The organism is Streptomyces sp. NPDC005878 (assembly GCF_040629815.1).
In the GTDB taxonomy this organism is placed as follows: domain Bacteria; phylum Actinomycetota; class Actinomycetes; order Streptomycetales; family Streptomycetaceae; genus Streptomyces.
Window position 1 is genome coordinate 193,694 of sequence record NZ_JBEXWK010000001.1, and the last position, 20,880, is coordinate 214,573.

At 73.6% G+C, this 20,880-nt stretch carries 19 protein-coding genes; 7 read left to right on the plus strand and 12 right to left on the minus strand.

Annotated elements, in window-relative coordinates; translation table 11 throughout:
• Together ABZ404_RS00925 and ABZ404_RS00930 are read left to right on the plus strand one after the other, a co-directional pair.
• The gene (locus ABZ404_RS00925) at nucleotides 1–240 is read left to right on the plus strand and encodes an acyl carrier protein (RefSeq protein ID WP_358835017.1); all 240 of its coding nucleotides are present in this window, start codon (nucleotides 1–3) and stop codon (nucleotides 238–240) included.
• Nucleotides 237–1,031 carry a thioesterase domain-containing protein gene (locus tag ABZ404_RS00930; RefSeq protein WP_358835016.1) on the plus strand — a complete coding sequence of 265 codons (795 nt, stop codon included), beginning with the start codon at nucleotides 237–239 and terminating at the stop codon, nucleotides 1,029–1,031. Before ABZ404_RS00925 ends, ABZ404_RS00930 begins: the two co-directional genes overlap by 4 nt.
• A gap of 24 nt (nucleotides 1,032–1,055) precedes the next feature.
• Here ABZ404_RS00930 and ABZ404_RS00935 read toward each other — a convergent pair whose 3' ends face one another.
• From ABZ404_RS00935 to ABZ404_RS00945, 3 genes are read right to left on the minus strand one after another with little or no spacing between them, the layout of a single operon-like run.
• Nucleotides 1,056–1,907, minus strand: coding sequence for an MBL fold metallo-hydrolase (locus tag ABZ404_RS00935; RefSeq protein ID WP_358835015.1), 852 nt, complete (start codon nucleotides 1,905–1,907; stop codon nucleotides 1,056–1,058).
• A gap of 50 nt (nucleotides 1,908–1,957) precedes the next feature.
• Nucleotides 1,958–3,892, minus strand: coding sequence for an AMP-binding protein (locus ABZ404_RS00940; RefSeq protein ID WP_358835014.1), 1,935 nt, complete (start codon nucleotides 3,890–3,892; stop codon nucleotides 1,958–1,960).
• Nucleotide 3,893: 1 nt separating this feature from the next.
• Nucleotides 3,894–5,063, minus strand: a complete 1,170-nt coding sequence (locus tag ABZ404_RS00945; RefSeq protein ID WP_358835013.1) for a thiolase family protein — start codon at nucleotides 5,061–5,063, stop codon at nucleotides 3,894–3,896.
• Between the two features lie 164 nt (nucleotides 5,064–5,227).
• Here ABZ404_RS00945 and ABZ404_RS00950 point away from each other — a divergent pair, with 164 nt between their 5' ends.
• A complete protein-coding gene (locus tag ABZ404_RS00950; protein WP_358835012.1) occupies nucleotides 5,228–5,863 on the plus strand; it encodes a TetR/AcrR family transcriptional regulator in 636 nt (211 codons plus the stop codon).
• Between the two features lie 13 nt (nucleotides 5,864–5,876).
• Here ABZ404_RS00950 and ABZ404_RS00955 read toward each other — a convergent pair whose 3' ends face one another.
• From ABZ404_RS00955 to ABZ404_RS00970, 4 genes are all read right to left on the minus strand, one after another.
• Complete coding sequence (locus tag ABZ404_RS00955; RefSeq protein ID WP_358835011.1) at nucleotides 5,877–9,092, minus strand: amidohydrolase family protein; 3,216 nt, start codon at nucleotides 9,090–9,092, stop codon at nucleotides 5,877–5,879.
• A gap of 67 nt (nucleotides 9,093–9,159) precedes the next feature.
• Nucleotides 9,160–9,531, minus strand: coding sequence for a toxin Doc (locus tag ABZ404_RS00960; RefSeq protein WP_358835010.1), 372 nt, complete (start codon nucleotides 9,529–9,531; stop codon nucleotides 9,160–9,162).
• 2 nt (nucleotides 9,532–9,533) lie between these two features.
• Nucleotides 9,534–9,782, minus strand: coding sequence for a hypothetical protein (locus tag ABZ404_RS00965; RefSeq protein WP_358835009.1), 249 nt, complete (start codon nucleotides 9,780–9,782; stop codon nucleotides 9,534–9,536).
• 94 nt (nucleotides 9,783–9,876) lie between these two features.
• On the minus strand, nucleotides 9,877–11,034 hold the full coding sequence (locus ABZ404_RS00970) for a serine hydrolase domain-containing protein (RefSeq protein ID WP_358835008.1): 1,158 nt from the start codon (nucleotides 11,032–11,034) through the stop codon (nucleotides 9,877–9,879).
• Nucleotides 11,035–11,194: 160 nt separating this feature from the next.
• Between ABZ404_RS00970 and ABZ404_RS00975 the strand changes: the two genes are divergently transcribed.
• Nucleotides 11,195–12,127: a hypothetical protein gene (locus ABZ404_RS00975; protein ID WP_358835007.1), complete on the plus strand. Its 933-nt coding sequence runs from the start codon at nucleotides 11,195–11,197 to the stop codon at nucleotides 12,125–12,127.
• A 67-nt stretch (nucleotides 12,128–12,194) separates the two neighbouring features.
• On the opposite strand, the gene ABZ404_RS00980 is transcribed toward ABZ404_RS00975, so the two are convergent.
• The gene (locus tag ABZ404_RS00980) at nucleotides 12,195–12,956 is read right to left on the minus strand and encodes a helix-turn-helix domain-containing protein (RefSeq protein WP_358835006.1); all 762 of its coding nucleotides are present in this window, start codon (nucleotides 12,954–12,956) and stop codon (nucleotides 12,195–12,197) included.
• A 493-nt stretch (nucleotides 12,957–13,449) separates the two neighbouring features.
• Between ABZ404_RS00980 and ABZ404_RS00985 the strand changes: the two genes are divergently transcribed.
• Entirely contained in the window at nucleotides 13,450–14,073 is a 624-nt protein-coding gene (locus ABZ404_RS00985; protein WP_358989959.1) for a histidine phosphatase family protein, read from the plus strand.
• 193 nt (nucleotides 14,074–14,266) lie between these two features.
• Nucleotides 14,267–15,079, plus strand: coding sequence for an SDR family oxidoreductase (locus ABZ404_RS00990; protein WP_358837907.1), 813 nt, complete (start codon nucleotides 14,267–14,269; stop codon nucleotides 15,077–15,079).
• A 39-nt stretch (nucleotides 15,080–15,118) separates the two neighbouring features.
• Here ABZ404_RS00990 and ABZ404_RS00995 read toward each other — a convergent pair whose 3' ends face one another.
• The 3 genes from ABZ404_RS00995 to ABZ404_RS01005 all read right to left on the minus strand — a co-directional run bounded on the left by ABZ404_RS00995 (nucleotide 15,119) and on the right by ABZ404_RS01005 (nucleotide 18,268).
• Nucleotides 15,119–15,571, minus strand: coding sequence for a hypothetical protein (locus ABZ404_RS00995; RefSeq protein WP_358989962.1), 453 nt, complete (start codon nucleotides 15,569–15,571; stop codon nucleotides 15,119–15,121).
• Nucleotides 15,568–15,810 carry a hypothetical protein gene (locus ABZ404_RS01000; RefSeq protein ID WP_358837403.1) on the minus strand — a complete coding sequence of 81 codons (243 nt, stop codon included), beginning with the start codon at nucleotides 15,808–15,810 and terminating at the stop codon, nucleotides 15,568–15,570. Before ABZ404_RS01000 ends, ABZ404_RS00995 begins: the two co-directional genes overlap by 4 nt.
• Before the next feature lie 232 nt (nucleotides 15,811–16,042).
• Entirely contained in the window at nucleotides 16,043–18,268 is a 2,226-nt protein-coding gene (locus ABZ404_RS01005; RefSeq protein ID WP_358837402.1) for an RICIN domain-containing protein, read from the minus strand.
• A 589-nt stretch (nucleotides 18,269–18,857) separates the two neighbouring features.
• Here ABZ404_RS01005 and ABZ404_RS01010 point away from each other — a divergent pair.
• Nucleotides 18,858–19,913 carry a substrate-binding domain-containing protein gene (locus ABZ404_RS01010; RefSeq protein ID WP_358837404.1) on the plus strand — a complete coding sequence of 352 codons (1,056 nt, stop codon included), beginning with the start codon at nucleotides 18,858–18,860 and terminating at the stop codon, nucleotides 19,911–19,913.
• Nucleotides 19,914–20,025: 112 nt separating this feature from the next.
• On the opposite strand, the gene ABZ404_RS01015 is transcribed toward ABZ404_RS01010, so the two are convergent.
• Nucleotides 20,026–20,562 (minus strand): hypothetical protein, encoded by a 537-nt coding sequence (locus ABZ404_RS01015; protein ID WP_358989965.1) that lies wholly within the window; start codon nucleotides 20,560–20,562, stop codon nucleotides 20,026–20,028.
• Between the last annotated feature and the right edge of the window lie 318 nt (nucleotides 20,563–20,880).

Sequence of the window (20,880 nt, forward strand, 5' to 3'; positions counted from 1 at the left end):
ATGACCGCCACCGCCATCGCCGACGCCGCCGGGTTCTGCGCGCTCCTGGAGGACGAACTCGGCATCCGCCTCACCCCCGAGGATCTCGACCGGCCACTGGACGAAGTGGCCGAGTGGGACTCGGTCCATCTGCTGCGCCTGGTCACCGTGGTGGAGAGCGTCACCGGCCGCCGCATCCCGGTGGCCGGTCTCCTGGAGGCCGTGACCTTCCAGCAGATGTACGAGGTGGTGCGCGCGTGAACGCGCCCGCCACGGTTCCCCGGTGCCTGGTCCGGGCGCCGCGCGAGGACGCGGCGCTGCGGCTGTTCTGCTTCCACCACGCGGGCGGCGGCGCCTCGTTCTACGGCCCCTGGCCGGCCCGGGTGGTGGACGGCGTGGACGTCGTGCCGGTGCAGCTGCCCGGCCGCGAGTCCCGGTTGCGCGAACCGCGCTTCCAGGACGCGGGAGCCGCGGCCGGGGCCCTGGCCGGGGAACTCGCCCCGTGGCTGGACCGGCCGTACGCGGTGTACGGGCACAGCATGGGCGCGCTGATCGCCTTCGCGGTGGTGGCGGCCCGGATGCGGGCGGGGGGCCGGGCACCGCTCGCCCTGTTCGTCGGCGCGTACGCGGCCCCGCACCTCACCCCGCCGCTGCCGCCGGCCGAGCTGTACGGGGACGCGGACCTCGCCCGGCTGCTGGTGGACGTCGGCGGGCTGCACCCGCAGTTCCTGGGCCGCGCCGACTGGCTGCGCGCGCTGCTCCCCGTCGTCCGGGACGACCTGCGGATCTGCGCCAGCCACCGGGAGGCGGGGCTGCCGGACCCGGACGAGGAGGGGCCGCCGCCGCTGGACATCCGGGCCTTCGCGGGCGCGGACGACGCGCTCGTGGACGCCGGCGCGGTGTACGCCTGGGAGCGGTACGCGCGGGAGTTCCGGCTCACGACGGTGCCGGGCGGGCACTTCTTCCCGCGCGAGGCCCCCGAACCGTTCTTCGAGGAGCTCAACCGCTCCCTGGCCGGGCTGCTCGACGAAGCCCGGCGGGCCCCGGTCTGACGGGTCCCCGTGTGAGGGGCCGCCTCACCGCGGACGCACCACGCGGGGCACCCCGGCCATGCGCCGCCGTGCCTCCTCGGCGTTCTTCTCGTACAGCGCGCGCTGCTCGGCCACGCCGGGCATGACCCACAGGGGGCGTGTGGTGCCGTCGGCGAACGCGAGCCCGTCGGTGTCGGGGCTCAGGCCGGTGAGGGTGAGCGCGAACGGCTCCTGATAGTCGACGGCGCCGTCCGCGGTGAGCCGGAAGGGGCGGTCGTGGCCGGGGTAGATGACGTCGGCCTCCCGCACCACCCGGTCGATGCTGCGAGCCGCGAGGTCGGCGTCCCAGAAGACGAGGGGGTTGCGGCCGGTGGTGGCCACGTACGCGAAGTGCAGGGCGTCGCCGGTGATCGCGGCCACCCCGGCGTCGGTGTCGACCAGGACGCCGATGCTGCCGGGCGAGTGGCCGGGCAGGGCGATGACGCTCACGCCGGGCAGGATCTCCTCGCCGTCCGCCACCTCCCGGACCGGCAGTTGTTCGAGCAGGAGTCCGGTCCAGGCGGGGGTCGCCCAGTCGTTGGAGTGCGGCGCGTGGGCGTAGCGGCGTTCGTCGCCGTGGAGGAGGAGCTCGGCGCGGGGGAACAGGTCGATGTTCTGCACGTGGTCCCAGTGGGCGTGGGTGAGCACCACGGTGTCGATGTCCCGCGCCGTCAGGCCGCGGGCGGCGAGCGCCGCCCACAGGTGGGGGCGCCGCCCGACGTGGGCGGCGTCGACGAGGACGGTGCGGGGGTGGCCGGTGGCGTCGGCGCCCCGGACGAGGAAGACGCCGCAGAAGGCGGGGTAGCCCTGGTCGGTGTCGAGGGCGAAGCCGGGCAGGAGGATGTCGATCGTCGGCATGGGACTCCCTTGGGTGTGGCCGCCGGGAAGGCGCGGCGGCCGGTCCGGTGTCAGCCGTCGGCCGCCTCGTGGAGGGCGGCGCGCAGCGCCTGGAGGCTGTGCGGGTTGGCGAGGGTGGACAGGTCGCCGGGGACGTCCTGGGTGACGCAGTCGCGGATGAGGCGGCGCATCACCTTGCCGGTGCGGGTGCGCGGCAGTTCGGGCAGGGCGACCACCCGGCTGGGCCGGAAGGCGGGTCCGAGCGCCTCGGCCACCCGCGCCCGGATCCGCTCGGCCTGCGGCGCCGACAGCGTCCCCGACGCGGGCACCACGAAGCACCACAGGGCCTCGCCCTTCACCGGGTGCGGCACCCCGACCGCCGCCGCCTCGGCCACGGCGGGGTCCTTCAGCGCGGCCTCCTCGACCTCGGCGGGGCCGAGCCGTTTGCCGGCGACCTTCATCACGTCGTCGAGGCGGCCGTGCACGAACCACTCCCCGTCGGAGCGGGACACCAGGTCGCCGTGGGACCACCGGCCGGGTCTGCGGCCGAAGTAGGTGCGGGCGAACCGCTCGGGCGAGCGCCACAGGCCCCGGGTCATGCCCGGCCAGGACTGGCGCACCACCAGCTCGCCCAGCTCGCCCTCGCCCGCCTCGGCGCCGTCGGCGTCCTCGATGACCGCGTCGATGCCGAGGCACGGCCCGGTGAAGCCGCACGGGGTCTGGGGGACGGTGGGCGCGGACGCCAGGAGCGAGCCGCCGACCTCCGTACCGCCGCTGATGTTGATGACGGGGCAGCGCCCGCCGCCGACCTCCTCGAAGTACCAGCGCCAGGCGTCCTCGGTCCAGGCCTCGCCGGTGGAGCCGAGGACGCGCAGCCCGGACGCGGCGGGCCCCGGGGCGCCGGTGGCCATCATGGCGCGCGCGAGACTGGGCGAGCTGCCGAAGACGCTGACCCGATGCTCCTCCAGGAGCCGCTCCAGCCGGTCCGGGCCGGGGTGGTCGAGGGCGCCCTCGTACGCGAGGACGCAGGCGCCCGCGAGGGTGCAGCCGATCACGACGAGGGCGAACATGATCCACCCGGGGTCGGTGACCCAGAACGCCACGTCGTCGGGGCGTACGTCGAGGTTGTAGCGGACCTCCGAGCCGACCTGCACGGGGAAGCCGCCGTGGGTGTGGACGGCGCCCTTGGGGCGCCCGGTGGTGCCGGAGGTGTACAGCAGCAGGAAGGGCGCGCCGGCCGCCAGCGGAACCGTCTCGGCGGGCTCGGCCTCGGTGAGCGCCCGCCAGGCGGTGGTGGCGACGGCCGCCGTCGGCGCGGTGCCGGGCGGCTCGTCGACGACCACCAGGTGGGCCACGTCCGGGACCTTCTCCACCGCGGCGCGGGCGACCGGCAGCATCTCGTACCGTTTCCCGCGCCGGGTGGTGGCCCCGGCCGTGACCAGCACCCGGGCCCCGGCGTCGGCGAGGCGCACCGCCAGGGCGTCGGTGCCGAAGCCGGAGAACATGGGGACCAGGACCGCGCCGATCCGGGCGCAGGCGAAGAGCAGCAGGAAGGCCTCGGGACCGGGCGGCAGATACCCAGCCACCCGGTCCCCTTCCCCCACTCCCAGGCCGCGGAGTCCCGTCGCGACCCGGGCGCTCAGGCGCGCCGCCTCGCGGTAGCCGAGGCGTCCGCGTGTGCCGTCCTCGCGCTCCCACCGCAGCGCGGTGGCGTCCGGGCGCCCGCGCCGCACGTGGCGCTCCAGACAGGAGTCGACGAGGTTGGTGCGCCCGCCGGGGAACCAGCGGGTGGCGGCGATCCCGCCGCGCCCGTCGCGGGCGCACAGCGGCTCCTCGTGCCAGACGACGCCGATGTCGCGGGCGGCGGCCGTCCAGTACCACTCCGGGTCCGCGACCGAGCGGGCCTGCAACGCCCGGTAGCCGTCCAGGCCGTGGGCCCGGCAGAACCGGGCGACGTTGCTGTGCTCGGTCAGCTCCCGGCCGGGGTACCAGGCGTACTCGCCCATCTCACGCCTCCGGGTTCTCGACGAGCGCGGCGATGCCCTGGCCGCCGCCGACGCACAGCGCGACGACGGCGAACCGGCCGCCGGTTCGGCGCAGTTCGTGGGCGGCCTTGAGGAGGAGGATCGTGCCGGTCGCGCCGACCGGATGGCCGAGCGCGATCGCCCCGCCGTTGGGGTTGACCCGCTCGGGGTCCAGCTTGAGGTCGTCGAGGACGGCGAGGACCTGCGCGGCGAACGCCTCGTTGAGCTCGACCACCGCGATGTCGCCGACGTCGAGCCCGGCGCGCCGCAGCAGCTTCCTGATGGCACCGGCCGGCGCGAAGCCCATGATCTCCGGCTCCAGCGCGGTGACCACCACATCGCGCAGCAGACACAGCGGGACCGTTCCCGCGCGCAGGTCCGTGACGCGCGTCAGCACCACGGCGGCGGCCCCGTCGTTGATCCCGGCCGAGTTCCCCGCGGTGACCGTGCCGCCGGGAGTGAACGCGGGGTCGAGCCGGGCGAGGCGCTCCTCGGTGGTGCCGGGGCGCGGGTGCTCGTCCTGCTCGACCGTGCCGTCCGGGGTGGGTACGGGGACGGTCTGGGCGGTGAACCGCCCCTCGGCCAGAGCTTCGGCGGCCCGCTGCTGGCTCCCGGCGGCCCAGCTGTCCTGGCGCGCCCGGGAGATGGCGAACCGCGCGGCCACCGCCTCTCCCGTGAGCCCCATCGGCCCGCCCGAGAAGGGGTCGGTGACCAGGGAGAACGTCCCGTCGATCCGGGGCTCCCCGGGGAGTTCGTCGGCGGCCCGCTCGCCGTAGTCGAGCAGCGGCTGACGGGTCATCGACTCGTTGCCGCCGGCCACCATGACCTGTGCCTCGCCCAGAGCGAGCGTCTGGGCCGCGGACCAGACGGCCTGGAGGCCCGAGCCGCACAGCCGGTTGACGTTGTACGCGCGGACCCCGGTGGGCAGTCCGGCGGCCAGGGCCGCGCGCCGCGCGTTGAACGCGTCCGGTCCGACCTGGCCGACGCAACCGAGGACGACCTCGTCGACGGTGTGCGGGCCGACGTCCGCGCGCAGCAGCGCCTCCCGGATCACCAGGGCACCGAGCCGGTGCGCCGGGACGGACCGCAGCGCCCCTTTGAAGCGGCCCACGGGGGTGCGCGCCCCCTGGACGACGGCGATGTCGGACAGCATCGGATGTCCCCGCCCCTCTGGCCGGTCGACGACCACTGGTGGAGGTGGAGGGCCGCGCCCTCCCTGCCGGACTGACGGAACGGTACCGTTCCGGCTCGTAGGGCGTGAACGTACACCAGCCCGTCACGGAACGCAACCGTTCCGTTCCGTGTTAGTCTCCGATCATGACCGCCCTCCCCGACCACGACGTGCGCCACGACGGCGACGCGCGCCGCCCGCCCGCGGGCGCGGGTGTGCTGCGCGAGTCCGTGACCGAGACGATCCGCCGCGCGATGTTCGAGGAGCTGGCGGAGTCCGGGTATGCGCGAATGTCCATGGAGGCCGTGACGCGCCGCGCGGGGGTCGGCAAGGCCGCGCTCTACCGGCGCTGGCCGTCCAAGGAGGCCATGGTCGTCGAGCTGGTCTCCGAGGCGGCCGCGGCCCACATCCCGACGACCGGCGACTCGGGGTCGCTCCACGGCGACGTCGAACGGTTCCTCCGCGAGACCCTGAGCGCGCTGCGGCACCCGCTGGTCGGCCGGATCATCCCCGACCTGCTGGCCGAGTCGGCCCGCAGCGCCTCGCTCCACGAGGCGCTGCACCTGGCCGTCCTCGGGCCGCGCCGCGCGGCCGTCGCCACCCTCCTCGACCGCGCGGCGCTCCGGGGCGAGCTGCCGCCCGGCATCGACACGGCCCTGGCCACCGACCTGTTCGGCGCGCCGCTGTACTTCCGCGTGCTCGCGGCGGGCGGCCCCACCGACGACGCCTATGTCACGCGCCTGACCCACGCCGTCGTGGCGGCGGTCGCCGCGAGCCGCTGACCGCCGGGCGCGCTCACCCCGGCAGCGGCGCCGCCTCCATGTCGCAGCATCCGCCGCGCCGCATCAGCCGCCCCACCGACAGCCACACCTCGTCGGCGTCCGCGTGCCGCTCCGGCGGCTCGAAGTCCGGCGGCTCGAAGGCGGCCACCAGCTCCTCGGTCTCGTACGGCACTCCGCCCCGCAGCACCGAGACGGTCCGCACCAGCGCGTCGAAGTCCTCGAACGGGTCGCCGTCCACCACCGTCAGATCGGCGATCTTCCCCCGCTCCACGGTCCCGAGATGCCGCTCCAACCCGAAGAGGCGGGCCGGGAACACGGTCGCGGTGCGCAGGGCCGCCGCCGGGGAGAGCCCGCCCCGGTGCAGCGCGCGCAGCCCCAGGTGGAGCGAGAGGCCCACGGGCACGATCGGCGCGTCCGTGCCGAGCGCGACCAGACCGCCCGCCGCGAGCACCCTGCGGTAGACGTCCGTCTCGGTGCGCAGGGTGGCGAGCTGGGCCTCGGTCGGCGGCATACCCGCCGACTGCCGTACCGCCGCGGAGTCCCACGGCGGCATGACCACGGTGACCCGGGGATCCGCCGCGAGAGCGGGATCGGCGCCGATGAGTGGCGCGGAGGTGAACGGGGTGGCGATGAGCGCGAAGTTCACCCCGCGCGCCGAGTAGATCTCCACCACGTCCTCGTACGCGTGCCCCGACGCGGTGGTGGCGTGCCCGGACTCGGCGCGCTGGGTCGCCTGGAGATGGGTCGTCAGGTCCTGGCCGACCTGGACACCGGGTGAGAGCAGATGACTTCCACAGCGCACTCCGATGCGCTCGTGGGCGAACCGCGCCGCCTCCTCCATCACCCAGCCCGGCGCCCGGACATAGGTCTTGACGAAGTCCCAGTCGAGTGCGGCGGCCCGCTCCAGCGTCCGCCGCAGCCCGTCCCGGGTGCGATGGGCGCGCCCCATGCTGTACGCCACCCGGGAGCCGTCGAGCAACTCCCCCGTGGTCAGCAACCGGGGCCCGGCGAGCTGCCCGGCGGCGACCGCCTCGCGGATCCTGGCCTGTTCGTACGCGAAGCCGCCGAGCGAGACGGCGGTGGTGATCCCGTAGGTGAGCTGGCCCACCGTCTGACGGCCGCCGTAGGTGCTCTGCCAGGGGTGGGTGTGCGTGTCCCACAGTCCGGGCACGACCGTACGCCCCGAGGCGTCGACCCGCCGCAGCGCGCCCCGGCCGGCCCGGTGCGGCTCGACGGAGGCGACGCGCCCGCCCCGTACGACGATGTCGACGTCGTCCCGGACCCTCTTGCCCGTGCCGTCCCACAGCCGGCCCGCGTGCACCACGGTGTCGGCGGGCGTGGGCCTGCGCGCCTCCAGCGGTACCCGCACGGTCCGCGCGGGCCCGCCCTCGACGCCGATGAGCCGCAGGCGCGCGCCGGAGAGGTACAGCAGCGTCCTGGAGTCCCCCGACCAGGAGGGGTGGTCGGCGGGCTCGTCGGTGAGGGTGCGCGGCGGGCCCTGCGGGGCGCCGTCGGGGGCGACGGGCAGCAGACAGAGGGCGGACTCGACGATCACCGCCATCCAGCGCCCGTCCGGTGACCAGACGGGCCCCGAGTCGTACCGGTCGGAGAGGGACGCGTGCGGCGCCACCGCGTGCAGCCGGGCGGTGCCGGTCGCGGTGTCGACGACCCGGATGAGGTTGTAGCCCTCCCTGAAGCGCGCGTTGAGGCGGTTGCGGTCGCAGAACGCGAGATGGCGTCCGTCGGGCGACCAGCTGGGGCGGCCGGGCAGACCGCCGCCGCCCAGGGGCGTGGCCAGGACGCGTTCGGCGCCGGAGGCGAGGTCGCGCAGGAGGAGGCGGCCGGTCATGTCGAAACAGGCGAGCCGTGTGCCGTCGGGCGAGAGCGCCGGGTGCACCCGGCCGCCGGTCGCCAGCGCGGTCTCCTCGCCGGTGGCCAGCTCCCGGCGGTGGACGCCGAGGAGCCCGTCGCGGTCGTCGGTGTAGAGCAGCGCCGTTCCGTCGCGGGTCCAGACCGGGCCGAGCAGATAGCGCGTGGGCGCCGACGCCCGCAGCCGCCGGGGCGGGCGGCTGCCCGAGGTGTCCGCCAGCCACAGCGTGTTGAGGGCGGCGAACGCGATGTGCCGCCCGTCGGGCGAGAGCGCGGGCAGATGGATGCCCCGCACCGGCCGCACCCGGCCCTCGCCGAGGTCGTACTCCTTGACCCGGTACCGCGGCCGCTCCACGGGCAGCACACCCTCGAACGGGATCGGCTCCGCGGCACCGGGCCGTTCCGGCCGTACGAGGGTGAAGTGTCCGTCGACGGTCAGGAGCAGCTCGCCCGCCGCCGTCCAGCGCGGCGGCACGGGCGCGATGTCCCCGGCGACGGCCACCGCTTCACCGTCGACGACGAGCACGCAGGAGCCGTTCGGCGCGGCCGTGGTGCGCAGATACGCGAGCCGGCGGCCGTCGGGCGCGAGCGCGGGGCACATGACCTGCGCGGCCGCGGTCTCCGTGTGCACGACGCCGACGGACCCGGTCCCCTCCGCCGCGACGGCGGCGACGGTCCGCGCCTCCACCCCGAGCCCTAGCGCGGTCGTGACGACCTTGGCGCGCACGAACAGGACGCGTGTCCCGTCCGGCGACCAGGTGGGGTCGAAGTCCTCCCAGGCGCCGTCCTGGAGCGGCCCGTCCTGGCCGGGGAGCCCGGTCAGCCGGGTGAGCCGGCCGGTGCGCAGGTCCAGCACATGGACGCGGTACGCGCTGCCGGCCACCGGGTCGCCCGCGCGCTCGGAGGCGAACGCGATACGCGTCCCGTCGGGCGACCAGGACGGCCCCCGGTCGTCCCACGGACCGTCGGTGCGCCGGCGCAGGTCCGAGCCGTCCGGCCGCATGGTCCACACGTGGTAACCGCCGCCCTGGTAGGCGCAGAAGGCGATGAGCGACCCGTCGGGCGCGTGGACGGGCCGCACCGGTTCCAGCCCGGCCGGGGTGAGCGGCACCGCCTCGCCGCCGTGCCGGGGCAGCGACCACAGCACGCTCTGGACCTCCGCGACCAGCCGGTCCCCGGCGGGCGACAGGCTCGCGGAGCCGTTGGTGGCCGCGCTGAACGACAGGGAGAGCCCCGCGCGTCGGCGGGCCGCCGCGGGTGTCGTCCCGACGGCGGTCACGGCCCCGGCGGCACCGGCCGCAGCGAGCAGTTGGCGACGGGAGAGGGAGCTCGCGGCGGGGCCGCCGGTGTCACGATCCATGCCCCCACACGCTGGCGCACCACGCTCCCCAGCGGCAACGGTGCCATTCCGGCCAAACGGGCGACGGTCAGATCCGCCAGGACCGTATCCGGTCGGCCGCGTCGTACGCGTCGGTGTGACCCGCGTCCATGTCACGGGCGAGATCGATGAGGGCGCCGTACGGGGCATCCAGGCCCTCGCCCGCCGCGTTCATGTACGCCACGACCACGGCCGCGCCGAAGAGCGCGTTGCGGGCGGGCAGCGGGCGCAGACGGATGATCGCGTGCATCAGGGCCCCGGCGCGCCAGGAGTTGTCGACGGTCGCCTCCACCCGGGGGGTGTTGACGCGGTGGCGGCCGACGGCGGCCACCAGGCCGGAGAAGTCGTGGACGGTGGGCTGTTTGGGCAGCACTTCCGTCTGGCGCTCCAGCAGCCAGCGGATGTCGATGTGGAACTCCACCGTCAGGCGGCCCGCCCCGAGGTGTCCCCCCGGCCGGGCGCGTCGTCCGGGAAGGCCGCGTCGAACGCGTCGCCCTGTTCGGCGATGAAGGAGCGGAAGACCTCGGCCGCGCCCTCCAGCCGTGGATCGCGCACCGCCTCGTACGCCGCCTGGGTGATGAGCGCGGTCACCGTCGACCCCTCCGCCGCCGCGCGCTCCTTCAGCAGCGCGTGCAGATGCTCGTCGACGCGGATCGTCACCGACTTGGACATGCTTCGACCGTACCGCAGGGCGCGCGGCGCGGGACCGCCTCGTCCGAAACGGTCCCGGCGCGCAGGCGCCCGCCGGGCAAGTCCGGTAAGGGCGTCAGCCGTTCGCCGCGTACCGCCAGAAGTCGTTCATCGCGTCGGGGAGCGGGCTGGGGCCGGTCAGCTCCAGCTGGGTGAGCAGGATCGTGGCCGTGCCGGTGGAGGGGACGATGTGCGAGGCCGTGCCGGTGCCGCCGATCCAGCCGTACCGGCCCGGCACGTTCCACGGCTCCTGCGGCTCGACGTCGACCGAGCCGCCGAAGCCCCAGCCCTGGCCGAGCAGGAACAGCCTGCTCCCCGCGCGCTGGGCCGGGGTGAGGTGATCGGCCGTCATCTGCCGTACGGCGGCGGGCGACAGGACGCGGCGGCCGTCCAGCGTCCCCTCGCCGAGCAGCATCCGGGCGAAGGCGTACACGTCGTCGACGGTCGAGACGAGGCCGCCCGCCCCGGACGGGAAGGCGGGCGGGGCGCTCCACTGGCCGTCCTGGGGGTCGACCAGTTCGAGCCCGCCGCGGTCGGCGCTCCCGGCCCGGTAGTACCCGGTGAAGCGGCCCAGGTCGGCGGCCGGGACCGCGAACCCGGTGTCGGTCATGCCCAGGGGTTCGAAGATCCGCTCGGCCAGGAAGTCGGCGAGGGGGAGCCCGCTGACCCGGGCGGCCAGGACGCCCTGGATGTCCGAGCACGCGTTGTACAGCCAGGCCTCGCCCGGCTGGCACAGCAGGGGGATACGGCCGAGCGCCGCCATCCACGCGTCCGGGGCCGCCACCGCCTGCGGCTGCGGGGGGCCCTGCAGCAGTTCGGTGAAGAGCGGCGCGACCGCCGGGAGGGAGAAGTCGCCCGGGAAGCCGTAGCCCGCGCGGAAGGTGAGCAGGTCCTCCACCGTGATGGGGCGGGCGGCCGGGACCACGTCGTCGAGGGGGCTCTCGGGGGTGCGCACCACCTTCGGGGACGCCAGCTCCGGAAGCCACCGCGCCACCGGGGAGTCCAGCGCGATCCGGCCCTCGTCGACCAGCGTCATCACCGCCGCCGCCATGATCGGCTTGGTCAGCGAGGCGATACGGAAGATCGAGTCCCGGGCCATCGGGGTGCCGCCCCCGGCGTCGGTGGAGCCGACGGCCGCCACCTCCACCCGGTCTCCCCGCGCCACCAGGGCCACGGCCCCCGGCGCACGGCCGTCGCCCACGTGCTTGCCGAGGATGTCGTGCAGCTCGCTCATCGGTCCGCCTTCACAAGTAGGTACTGGGCCGTCGGAAAGTAGACTGCCGGCCGCCCCGAAACTCATCGGTCCCGCCGCCGCCGCACCATCGCGGCCCCTCCCACCTGCGCAAAAGGCTAGGATCACAAGGATTTTTCACCACGGGGAAGGAAGACGACCGGTGCGGGTTCGGGGCAGGGGCATCGCGCTGGCGACCGCGGGAGCGGCGCTGGCGGTGATGCTGGCGGGGTGCGGAAGCGGCGAGTCCGAACACGAGGCCGCGGGCGGCGGTTCGGGCGCGCCCGAACCGGAGCGGGGCGAGGGCGAGGGCGCGCCGGGCAAAGGGCCGGACGCGGGGAGCGGCGGACGGGCCGACGTCCGCGCCGCGTTGATGGCCGCGGCCAGGAAGACGGGCGAGCAGAGCTCGTACAAGACGCTCCAGAGCGGGGAGCCGGGCGCGGGCCGCTCCGAGATGATGTTCCGGAAGTCGCCGTCCGCGAGCACCATCAAGGCGTGGAACACGCCCTCCAAGGCGAACCCGAGCGGCTTCACCCAGATGATCTCGGTCGGCGGGCAGACGTACCTGCACACCGACGACGTGCCCGGCAAGAGCTGGTACACGATGGACGACACCGCCGACACCGCCGACACCGCCGACACCGCCGACACCGCCGACGCGGGCGGGGACAAGGGCTCCGGCGGGCCGCGGGCGGCCGGATACGTCCCGGAGTTCGCGGGCGCGCTCGCCGCGTCCCCGTCCACCCGGCGCGTCGGGGAGGAGCGGGTCGGCGGGCGGGCGGCCGACCACTACCGGGGCACGGTCGTCATGGACGAGCTGGCCGCGTACACCGGGCCCGCCATCGACCGGCGGGTCCGCGACGACTATGTCGCCGCCTCCCGGCAGCAGGGCATGAAGTCGGTCGTCATCGACCTGTGGGTCGGCAAGGACGGGCTGGTCCTCAAGTCCCGTGAGGCGGGGCAGGGCCAAGAGGGGCCCGGGCTGCTCGTGGAGGAGTACTCGGACTTCGGCGCGGTCCCGCCGATCACGGCGCCCGCGGCGGACACGGTCGCCACCTGGAAGGAGTTCGTCGACGGCCTGTCGCAGCGGTCGTAGGCGGCGGAGATACGTGTGAGGGGTGCCGCCCGGCCGGGCGGCACCCCTCGGTCGTCGTGGACGGGGATCAGCGGTTGAAGACGCTGGTGCGGCTCCCTTCGACGACCGCCGTGCCGTCCAGCGGTGCCTGGTTGGCGAGTCCGCACAGCTGCGCGGGCGTCAGACCCGCCAGCGCCTTGAAGTCGCGGTTCAGATGCGCCTGGTCGTAGTAGCCGCACGCCGCCGCGAGTTCGGCGAGCGACTTGTGCGAGCCGTACGGGAGCGTCAGCGCCCGCTGGAACCGCAGGATCCGGGCGACCGACTGCAACGGCAGACCGATCTGCTCCCGGAAGAGCACCTGGAGTCGGCGCCCTCCGCGGCCGGTGGCCCCGGCCAGTTCACCCAGTGTCATCCCGCCGTGGCGGGCGCTCAGCCTGCTCCACGCCTCGGCGACCACGGGTGACGGCACGGGTCCGTCGGCCAGCAGGCCCGCCAGGGCGTCGTCGAGGAGCGCCCAGCGCGCCTCCCAGTCGGGCGCCGCGGCCAGCCGTTCGGTCAGCCGCTCCGTCCATCTCCTGCCCAGCAGTTCGTCGGGGTGGACGGTCTCGTTGGCCAGGTGGTGCATGGATATGCCCAGGCACATATAGGCGCCCAGCGGAGTGAAATCCACTTCGACGGCCTGCCCCGAGCCCCGGTAGCCACCGAGGACGGGTGAGGTCCGCAGACCCCCGACCAGCGAGTACCACGACCCGCCCGATCCGCGGTCGGCGGCGTCGAACAGGTGCAGCGGGTCCCCCCAGCCGACGATCAGCGTCACCGTGGCGGCGGGCAGGGTCAGGCGCGCGGGCATGCCCCCCGGTGTGCGCCGGCCCCGGTACTTGACCACCTGGCCCCGCAACCAGTCGGGCGCCGCTCGTTCCACACTCTCCCCTCGGTCTTCGGTAATCAAGGATGCTTTGGCCTCCACCTGCAACCCTCTCCTCACCATGCGCGTGTTCCGCCGACCGGAATCCGGCAAGGCAGTGCGCCTTCTTACAAGACCAGCGGTCGGCCTCGGCAGCAGTCTGGGATGGCACAGGCAGTGAAGGCCAGGAATGGACGAACCCCTGGCCGAATATCGGCCATCACCCGAGGCCGGGCGCATATGCCTCTGGTCTACGGCCAGTCGGGCGGTGGTGCGGACGGCCCGGCGGGGGCCGGTCCGCCCTCCTGCTGCCACCCGCCCACGGGGGTGGCGGGTGGCAGCAGGAGGGCGGACCGCGCCGGGGGAACCGCGTGGCCGGACCCCGGCGTCCTCCCCGGCGTCCGGCTGATCACCGCCTGTCGCACGGAGGACGTCCCCCATGGCCGCACCGGCTGACCGCTACCTCTACCTCGCCCGCCACGGCGAGGCCCTGCCCGACGAGAGCGGACTGACGGAGAACGGGCGCCGCCAGGCCGTCCTGCTCGGCCGGCGGCTCAGGGGCAGCCCGCTCTCCGTGGTGCTGCACAGTCCGCTCGCGCGCGCGGAGCAGACCGCGCGCCTGATCCACGGCGAACTCGACGGCGTCCCCCTGGAACCGTCGGAGCTCGCCGGCGACTACATCCCCTACGTACCGCGCGCGGACGAACTGCCGCCGCGGTGGGCCGAGGGGATGCTCGACCGGCTCGCGCACTACCCGGCGGAGATGCGCGAGCGGGGGCGGGAGCTGGCGCCCGCCGCGCTGGAGCGGTTCGCGCGGCCCGCCGAGGGGGACGGACCGCGCCACGAACTGGTGGTCACCCACAACTTCCTCATCGGCTGGCTCGTCCGCGCCGCCCTCGACGCCCCGGACTGGCGCTGGCAGGGCCTCAACCACGCCAACGCGGCGCTGACCGTGATCCGTTACGCGACCGACCGCCCCGCCTCCGTCGTCTTCTTCAACGACATGGGCCATCTGCCCCCGGAGCTGCGCTGGACCGGCTTCCCCCCGGAGTTCCGCGTCTGAGCGGCGCGACCGCGGCCCGGCGGCGCCGTCGGCCAGCCCCCGGTGGGCGGTGAGCGCGGATGGCCGGATTCCGGGCGGCGGTACGCCCATGCCGTCTGCCTATGATCGTTTCGGAGATCCGGGCGGGGCGCCGATCCGGCGATCGGGGTACCGGCCCGGCGCGACCGCACACGACCACGGAGGCTGAACGGGCATGGCTGAGCGACAGGTTGTCATCGTCACCGGAGGCGGGACCGGGATCGGCGCCGCCACCGCCCGGCTGCTGGCCGACGCCGGACACCGCGTGGTCGTGGCCGGGCGCCGGCCCGAGCCGCTGCACAAGGTCGCCGAGGAGACCGGCGCCCTGGCCCACCCCTGCGACATCGGCGACCCCGAGGCCGTCCAGGGCCTGGTGGACGCGGCCCTCGCGGCGTACGGGCGGCTCGACGGTCTGGTCCTCAACGCCGGGACCGGGCGCAGCGGAGCCGTCGGTGACACCTCCGTGGAGGACTGGGAGCTGGTGATGCGCACCAACCTCACCGGCCCGTTCCTGCTGCTGCGCGCCGCGCTGCCGCAACTGGTCGAGGCCCGCGGCTCCGTCGTCGCGGTCGCCTCGGTGTCCGCGCTGCGCAACGGGATGGGCAACGCCGCCTACGCCACGTCGAAGGCCGCCCTGCTCCAGCTCTGCCGCTCCCTGGCCGTCGACTACGGGGCGCGAGGGCTGCGGGCCAACACCGTGTGCCCGAGCTGGGTGCGTACCGAGATGGCCGACCGGCGCATGGCGCGGTTCGCGGAGGAGGCGGGCCTCGCGGACGTCGACGAGGCGTACGAGACGGCCACGCGGCTGCTGCCCGCCCAGCGTCCGGGCGAGCCGCGGGAGGTCGCCGAGGCCATCGCGTGGCTGCTCTCCCCGGCCGCGTCGTTCGTCAACGGCGCGACGCTCACCATCGACGGCGGGGCGACGGCGCTCGACCCCGGGACCCTGCCCTTCGGCTACCGCGTCGAGCGGCGCGGGGAGGCGACCTGACCCGCGGGGACCGGTCCGGCGCCCGCCGGGGCCGGCCTCTCAGGCGAGGCCGGTCAGCAGCTGGCCGTGGAGGGCGATCCGGCCGTCGCGGGTGGGGACACGGCTGAGCGCCTGTCCGCCCGCGCGGCGCGCGAGGTGGGCGATGTTCCAGACGGTCGCGGTCGGATCGCGCTCCCCCACCGGGTCGGCGACGGGGCCGAGCAGCCGCATCCACTCGTACGCCGAGGGCGTGGCCGAGGCGACCTTGTCGTCGGCGCCGACGACCGCGACGCCGGGCGGGAGGCTGTGGCGCGACGGCCGCAGCGGGGCACTGGCCACGAACCGCTTCAGCACGGCGGCGAGCGGTTCGGCGAGCGTCTGCGCGTGCGCCGCCTCGGCGGCCGAGAAGGGCCGGTCGTCCCTCTCCCGTACGAGGATCAGGCCGCCCCAGGCCACCCGCGCGTGGGTGAGCCCGATGCGCATCTCGGCGCAGGACCCGTGGGGGACGCTCACGTCGCGCAGACGTACGCGGTGGCGCCGCCCCGCCGGGACGTCCCGGACCGCTCCGTGGCCGGCCGCTCGGCCGCGGAGCCGTCGAGTGCCGTCCGGCGCGAGGCGGCCTCGCTGTAGTCGTGTTCCTCGGTGAAGAGACAGCCGGGTCTGTTCAGCGGGTCGAGTCCGGCCAGCAGGTAGCCGTCGTGCGGCACGATCCGCGCCAGCTCGTCCGAGAGCGCCCGCCCGAGGTCCGGCACGGTCGCGGCGGCCGGCGCCTGGGCCGACAGGGCACGAAAAAGATCGCTTCAATTCCCCCGGTCACCCCACGAGCGTAGCCCGTGGGGGTCGCGCGATCGCGGTGATTACGGTGGGTCCGTGGTCATCCGACCCGAGGCGCCGCGCCGGAGCGCACGTCGCCGCCCGGTTGCCCGGATTTCGGACAATTCACGGGCGGCGCGCCGTGGTTGCCGGGACCGCCCCGGCTCCCGGTCAGGGGCCCGAGACCAGGTTCACCACGTTGCCGGCGGAGTTGGCGGTGCCTCCGTTGTTGTTGATGACGTGGTTGATCGTTCCCGTACCGCCCAGCGAGACCGTCACCATGTCGTGGAAGCGGACGCCGGCGGTGTTCGGCGCCTCGAAGGCCCGCTCGGCCACCACCGAGGGGTTGGCGTTGAAGTAGCAGTAGCTGCCCAGGCCCCACGCCTCATGGCTGGTCACCGAGCTCGCGACCTTGTAGGCGTCGTAGCCGCGGGTCGGGCCGTTCATCCACGCGGGCTGGTCCGGCGGGTCGTAGGGCATCTCGTTCTGGAAGAAGTACGTACGGCCGCCGTCGCCGTTCCAGATCACCTGGTGCTGCTGGTAGTGCTCGACGAACAGGCCGTACATCGTCACGGCGGTGCCGTTGACGACCAGTCCGTTCGCGGCCGTGTTGCTGGTCCAGCCGACGCCGTCGCCGTGGTCGGCGCGCCACAGCCACATGTGGTCGCCGATCACGTCCGAGCTGTTGATCACCAGGCTCTGGGTGGCCCGGCCGACGCCCGCGCCGCCGACGCGGAAGAAGACGTCGTGCAGCGAGGTCGGGTCGGCGGTGTGCCGGGCGGTCGCGCCCGGGGCGCCCACCCGCATCAGGAGCGCGGAGTTGGCGGGTCCGGCGTCGATGAGCAGTCCGGCGACCTTGACGCCGTCGACGTCGGCGACGTTCATGGCGGTGATGCCGTTGTCGGGTATCAGGGTGGCCAGGCCCAGGCCGAGGACGACGGTGTCCGGGCGGTTCACCTCGATGGTCTGGTTCAGGTGGTAGACCCCGGGCGTGAACAGCAGGTTCTTGCCCTGCGCCAGCGCTCCGTTGATGTCCGTCGCGGTGGCACCGGGCTTGACGACGAAGAACTGGCCGATCGGGAGCGAGGTGCCCGCGGGGGTGCCGCCGGCCCAGGTCGTGCCCTGGGTCGCGGTGCGCAGCGCGGGCACGAACACCTTGTACGCGCCGGCCGCGTCCACGTACAGGAACGGCTTCTCCCGGGTCACCGGGCTCTGCGCGACCGTGGTGTAGGGCGGGTTCGGGAAGGTGTTGGCCGGGGCGTTGGTGTCACCGACGAAGACCATGTTCCAGTTCGAGCCGTTCCAGCTGCCCCACTGGCTGTTGCGCGAGAGCCACTGCTGCTGCGAACCGGACCGGACCTGTCCGTCGATCCTGGAGTCGGCCATGAACCCGCCGCTGGACCAGCCGCCGTCGTCCAGCTGGAGGTTGCCGCGCACATGCATACGGCGGTACGGGGCGGCCTGCGATACGGCCCAGCGGTCGCTGCCGCCGGTGGGGGTGACCGACAGGTTCTCGGCGGAGCGCCAGAAATTCTGGGTGGCGTTGCCCTGGAACCAGTCGGCCTCGGCGTGCACGGCGCCGTTGATGGTCACCGCGTCCGGGGTGAGGCCGAGCCCGGCCACCTGGGTGTAGAAGCCGACGTTGGCGTCCACCGTGTAGCTGCCCGGCTTGAAGAGCAGGGCGTAGCGCTGGGCCCCGAACTGGTTGGACTCCTGTTGGCTGAAGACCTGGTTGAGCCTGCTCTGGACGGTGGCCGGGGACATCGACGGGTCGAAGACGGACACATAGGGTCCGAGGTCGGGGTCGCCCCCGCTCGGCGGCTGGCTGTCGACGGCGCTGACCTGGAACGACTGGGCCGTGCTGCCGTTGCACGCGTACTGCTGCACCCGCGCCCCGTCGGCGGTCGAGGCGCCCGGGACGTCGAGGCACTTGCCGCTGTTGCGGTTGACGAAGTGGTATCTGCCACCCGCCTCCTCGACGGGCTTCCACTGCTGGTTGCCCCCGCCGCCGTACGTCCAGAGCTGGACCGGCGCCCCGTCGGCGGTGGAGACGTCGGTGACGTCCCAGGACTTGGCGGGGTCGTTGCGACTGTCCACCCGGACATAGCCGTCGCCGGTGGCCTGGAACCGCCACTGCTGTGCGGCGGTGGTGTTGCAGGCGTACTGCTGGACGGCCGTGCCGTCGGCGGTACCGGCCGCCGCCGCGTCCACGCACTTGCCGCTGTGCTGGGCGGACACGGTGACCCAGCCGGTGGGCAGGGTCGCGGCTTCGGCTCGGGGGGCGGTGAAAGCACCGGTGGTCAAGGAGGCGGCGAGCGCCCCTACGGCCACCAGTGAGGCTGCTCTGCCACGCGCGCTCCGACGGTCGGGCGGAGTGGGGGTTGCGGGAATGGTCATGGCCTCACCCTTTCTTCAAGGCGTGAAGTTAGGACTCCCTCATGAACACGTCAAGGGTTCAGACCTCGAACGTCCGGTCTGGGCCAGGGGCTTGACAAGCTGTTACCTCACCACTTAAGTCACGGGATGAAAGAAGAGGTTCCGCCAAGGTGTAGACCAATTTCGGAAGAGACGCCTTTCGTTCAATACATGAACGAATAATCCTCGCATTGTGGCAGGAGGGCACATTTCCTGAAGGCATAGGCGCCGGACTAGACCACCTGAAGCCCCGTCATGACTAAAGCCCCGCTGAGCTGCGAGAGTGTCATTCGATCGCCCGTCAAATTGACGAACCATCAGGAATTATCGGGACAAGCGAAACGCTCCGGAAAGACCGTTTCACCCCGGATTGCGGGGCAGATTAAGCCCGTCCGGCCCGTATCCGAAAATTCCGTTGTCATCTCGTTAAGGGCTAACTTCTTGACGGCATCCCCCAGGCACGGTTGGCTTCCAGCCACCTCGGCCGAAATTTATGCGGCCATGTCAGGGAGGTTGTTTTTCAGTGAGCACGCGTACCGGCCGTGGAGCGATGACAGCGGGTGTCATCGCGATGGCCGTCACCCTCGCCGCATGCGGCGGCGGGAGCAAGTCCGGTGGGTCCGGCGAGGCCTCCAAGAAGAAGGACCTCAAGATAGGTCTGCTGCTGCCGGAGAAGCAGGCTGCTCGCTACGAGAAGTCCGACAAGCCGCTGATCGAGAAGATGGTCGGCGAGCTGACCAGCGGCAAGGGCCAGGTCGTCTACGCGAACGCGGAGCAGGACGCGGCCCGGCAGAACCAGCAGGTCGACGCCATGATCGCCAAGAAGGTCGACGCGCTCATCATCGACGCGGTGGACTCCAAGGCCATCGGTGGCGCGGTGCAGCGGGCCAAGGACGCGGGCATCCCCGTGGTGGCCTTCGACCGGCTCGCCGAGGGCCCGGTGGACGCCTATGTGTCGTTCGACAACGAGGACGTCGGCCATGTGCAGGCCAGGGCACTGCTGGACACCCTGGGCACGAAGGCCAAGGACGGCCAGATCGTGATGATGAACGGTGCCCGCACCGACCCGAACGCCGCCCAGTTCAAGAAGGGTGCGCACGCCGAGCTGGACGGCAAGGTGAACATCGGCAAGGAGTACGACACCAAGGAGTGGAAGCCGGAGAACGCCGCCGCGAACATGCGCAGCGCGATCGCCGCGCTGGGCAAGGACAGGATCATCGGCGTCTACTCCGCCAACGACGGCATGGCCGGCGGTGTCATCAGCGCCCTCAAGGCCGCGGGTGTCTCCAAGCTGCCGCCCATCACCGGCCAGGACACCGAGCTCGCGGGAGTCCAGCGCATCGTGGCGGGCGAGCAGTACATGAGCGTTTACAAGTCGTACGCGGAGGAGAGCCCGATCGCCGCGCAGATGGCGGTCGCACTGGCCAAGAAGCAGAGCCTCATCTCCATCGCCAACTCCAAGACCAACAGCCCGACCAAGAGCGACATCCCCACCGCGCTCGTCCCGGTCGTCGCCGTGATCAAGGAGAACATCCGCTCCACCGTCGTCAGCGACGGCCTCTACACGATCGACGAGATCTGCACGGCCAAGTACAAGGCCGCGTGCAAGTCCGCCGGACTGCAGTGACGGCCGCGCCCGCGGCGCGCGCACTCCGACCGTGAAGACCTCTGGCCCGGCCCGCATGACGCGGGCCGGGCCAGAGGTCTTCGTACCGGTACGGGATCGGACTGCGGGCCGCTCAGCCGTCGTAGGCGGCGGCCTTCGGCGGGCGGCGCAGCCGGGGCTCCGGACGCGCCGCACCCGAGGCGCACGGCTCGAACCCGAAGGGCGCGAGCAGCTCGGCCTGGAAGGACGCCGGGGCCGTGGCGTAGGCCGGCAGGGACGCGCCGTCCACGATGCGCAGGACCGGGTCCAGGACGGCCTCCAGGGCCGCCGGGTGGGCGGCCGGGGAGAGGCCCACGGCCGCGAGCAGCCAGTGGTCCTCCTCGCCCGGTATCCGTCCCTCGTGGTCGCGCGCGGGCATCAGGGTCGGCCGCAGTCCGTGCAGCCGCAGCAGCGCTCTGTGTTCTTCCTCGTCGATGGAGACACCCGGCGGGATCCACACCGCGGCCGCCTCGGGCGCTCCCGACCCCGACTCGGCGACCCACACCTTGCCGGTCTCCAGACCGAAGTGCGCGAGGATGAGCCGGAGTTGGGCCTGTGATGCCGAGACGAGAGCGGCGGTCTCGGGCGGCAGCCCGTGGTCGCCGGAGAGCAGGCGGACTATCGCGTTCACATCCTGCAGGGACGCACGCCGAGCGCTGACCCTGTGCGCAAAGGTGAGGGCCATAAGCCGTGCCTTTCGCTGTGGTGCGTGAGGACGACTGTGGCCTCACGCACCTCTTTGGCTTCTCTTTACCGAGGCTACCCGCCCAAGGGTAAGGGCATCGTATGAATCCGGGACCCCTCGTCCGGCTGAGATTTCTGCGCCGAGGGAGGCGCCCGGGGCGCACGACGCCATCCGGGCGCCGCGGGGGCACCTCGCAGGGGCCGGGGCCCGGACGGACGGCCGGGTCGGCGTCGTTGTCTCCCCCCCGGCCCAGCCTGCGGCGCG

Bases quoted from the DNA above. Each gene is read 5' to 3' on its own strand.
- ABZ404_RS00925 (WP_358835017.1), top strand. From the start codon at position 1: ATGACCGCCACCGCCATCGCCGACGCCGCCGGGTTCTGCGCGCTCCTG.
- ABZ404_RS00935 (WP_358835015.1), bottom strand. From the start codon at position 1,907: ATGCCGACGATCGACATCCTCCTGCCCGGCTTCGCCCTCGACACCGAC.
- ABZ404_RS00940 (WP_358835014.1), bottom strand. From the start codon at position 3,892: ATGGGCGAGTACGCCTGGTACCCCGGCCGGGAGCTGACCGAGCACAGC.
- ABZ404_RS00945 (WP_358835013.1), bottom strand. From the start codon at position 5,063: ATGCTGTCCGACATCGCCGTCGTCCAGGGGGCGCGCACCCCCGTGGGC.
- ABZ404_RS00950 (WP_358835012.1), top strand. From the start codon at position 5,228: ATGACCGCCCTCCCCGACCACGACGTGCGCCACGACGGCGACGCGCGC.
- ABZ404_RS00955 (WP_358835011.1), bottom strand. From the start codon at position 9,092: ATGGATCGTGACACCGGCGGCCCCGCCGCGAGCTCCCTCTCCCGTCGC.
- ABZ404_RS00965 (WP_358835009.1), bottom strand. From the start codon at position 9,782: ATGTCCAAGTCGGTGACGATCCGCGTCGACGAGCATCTGCACGCGCTG.
- ABZ404_RS00970 (WP_358835008.1), bottom strand. From the start codon at position 11,034: ATGAGCGAGCTGCACGACATCCTCGGCAAGCACGTGGGCGACGGCCGT.
- ABZ404_RS00980 (WP_358835006.1), bottom strand. From the start codon at position 12,956: ATGCCCGCGCGCCTGACCCTGCCCGCCGCCACGGTGACGCTGATCGTC.
- ABZ404_RS00985 (WP_358989959.1), top strand. From the start codon at position 13,450: ATGGCCGCACCGGCTGACCGCTACCTCTACCTCGCCCGCCACGGCGAG.
- ABZ404_RS00990 (WP_358837907.1), top strand. From the start codon at position 14,267: ATGGCTGAGCGACAGGTTGTCATCGTCACCGGAGGCGGGACCGGGATC.
- ABZ404_RS01005 (WP_358837402.1), bottom strand. From the start codon at position 18,268: ATGACCATTCCCGCAACCCCCACTCCGCCCGACCGTCGGAGCGCGCGT.
- ABZ404_RS01010 (WP_358837404.1), top strand. From the start codon at position 18,858: ATGGCCGTCACCCTCGCCGCATGCGGCGGCGGGAGCAAGTCCGGTGGG.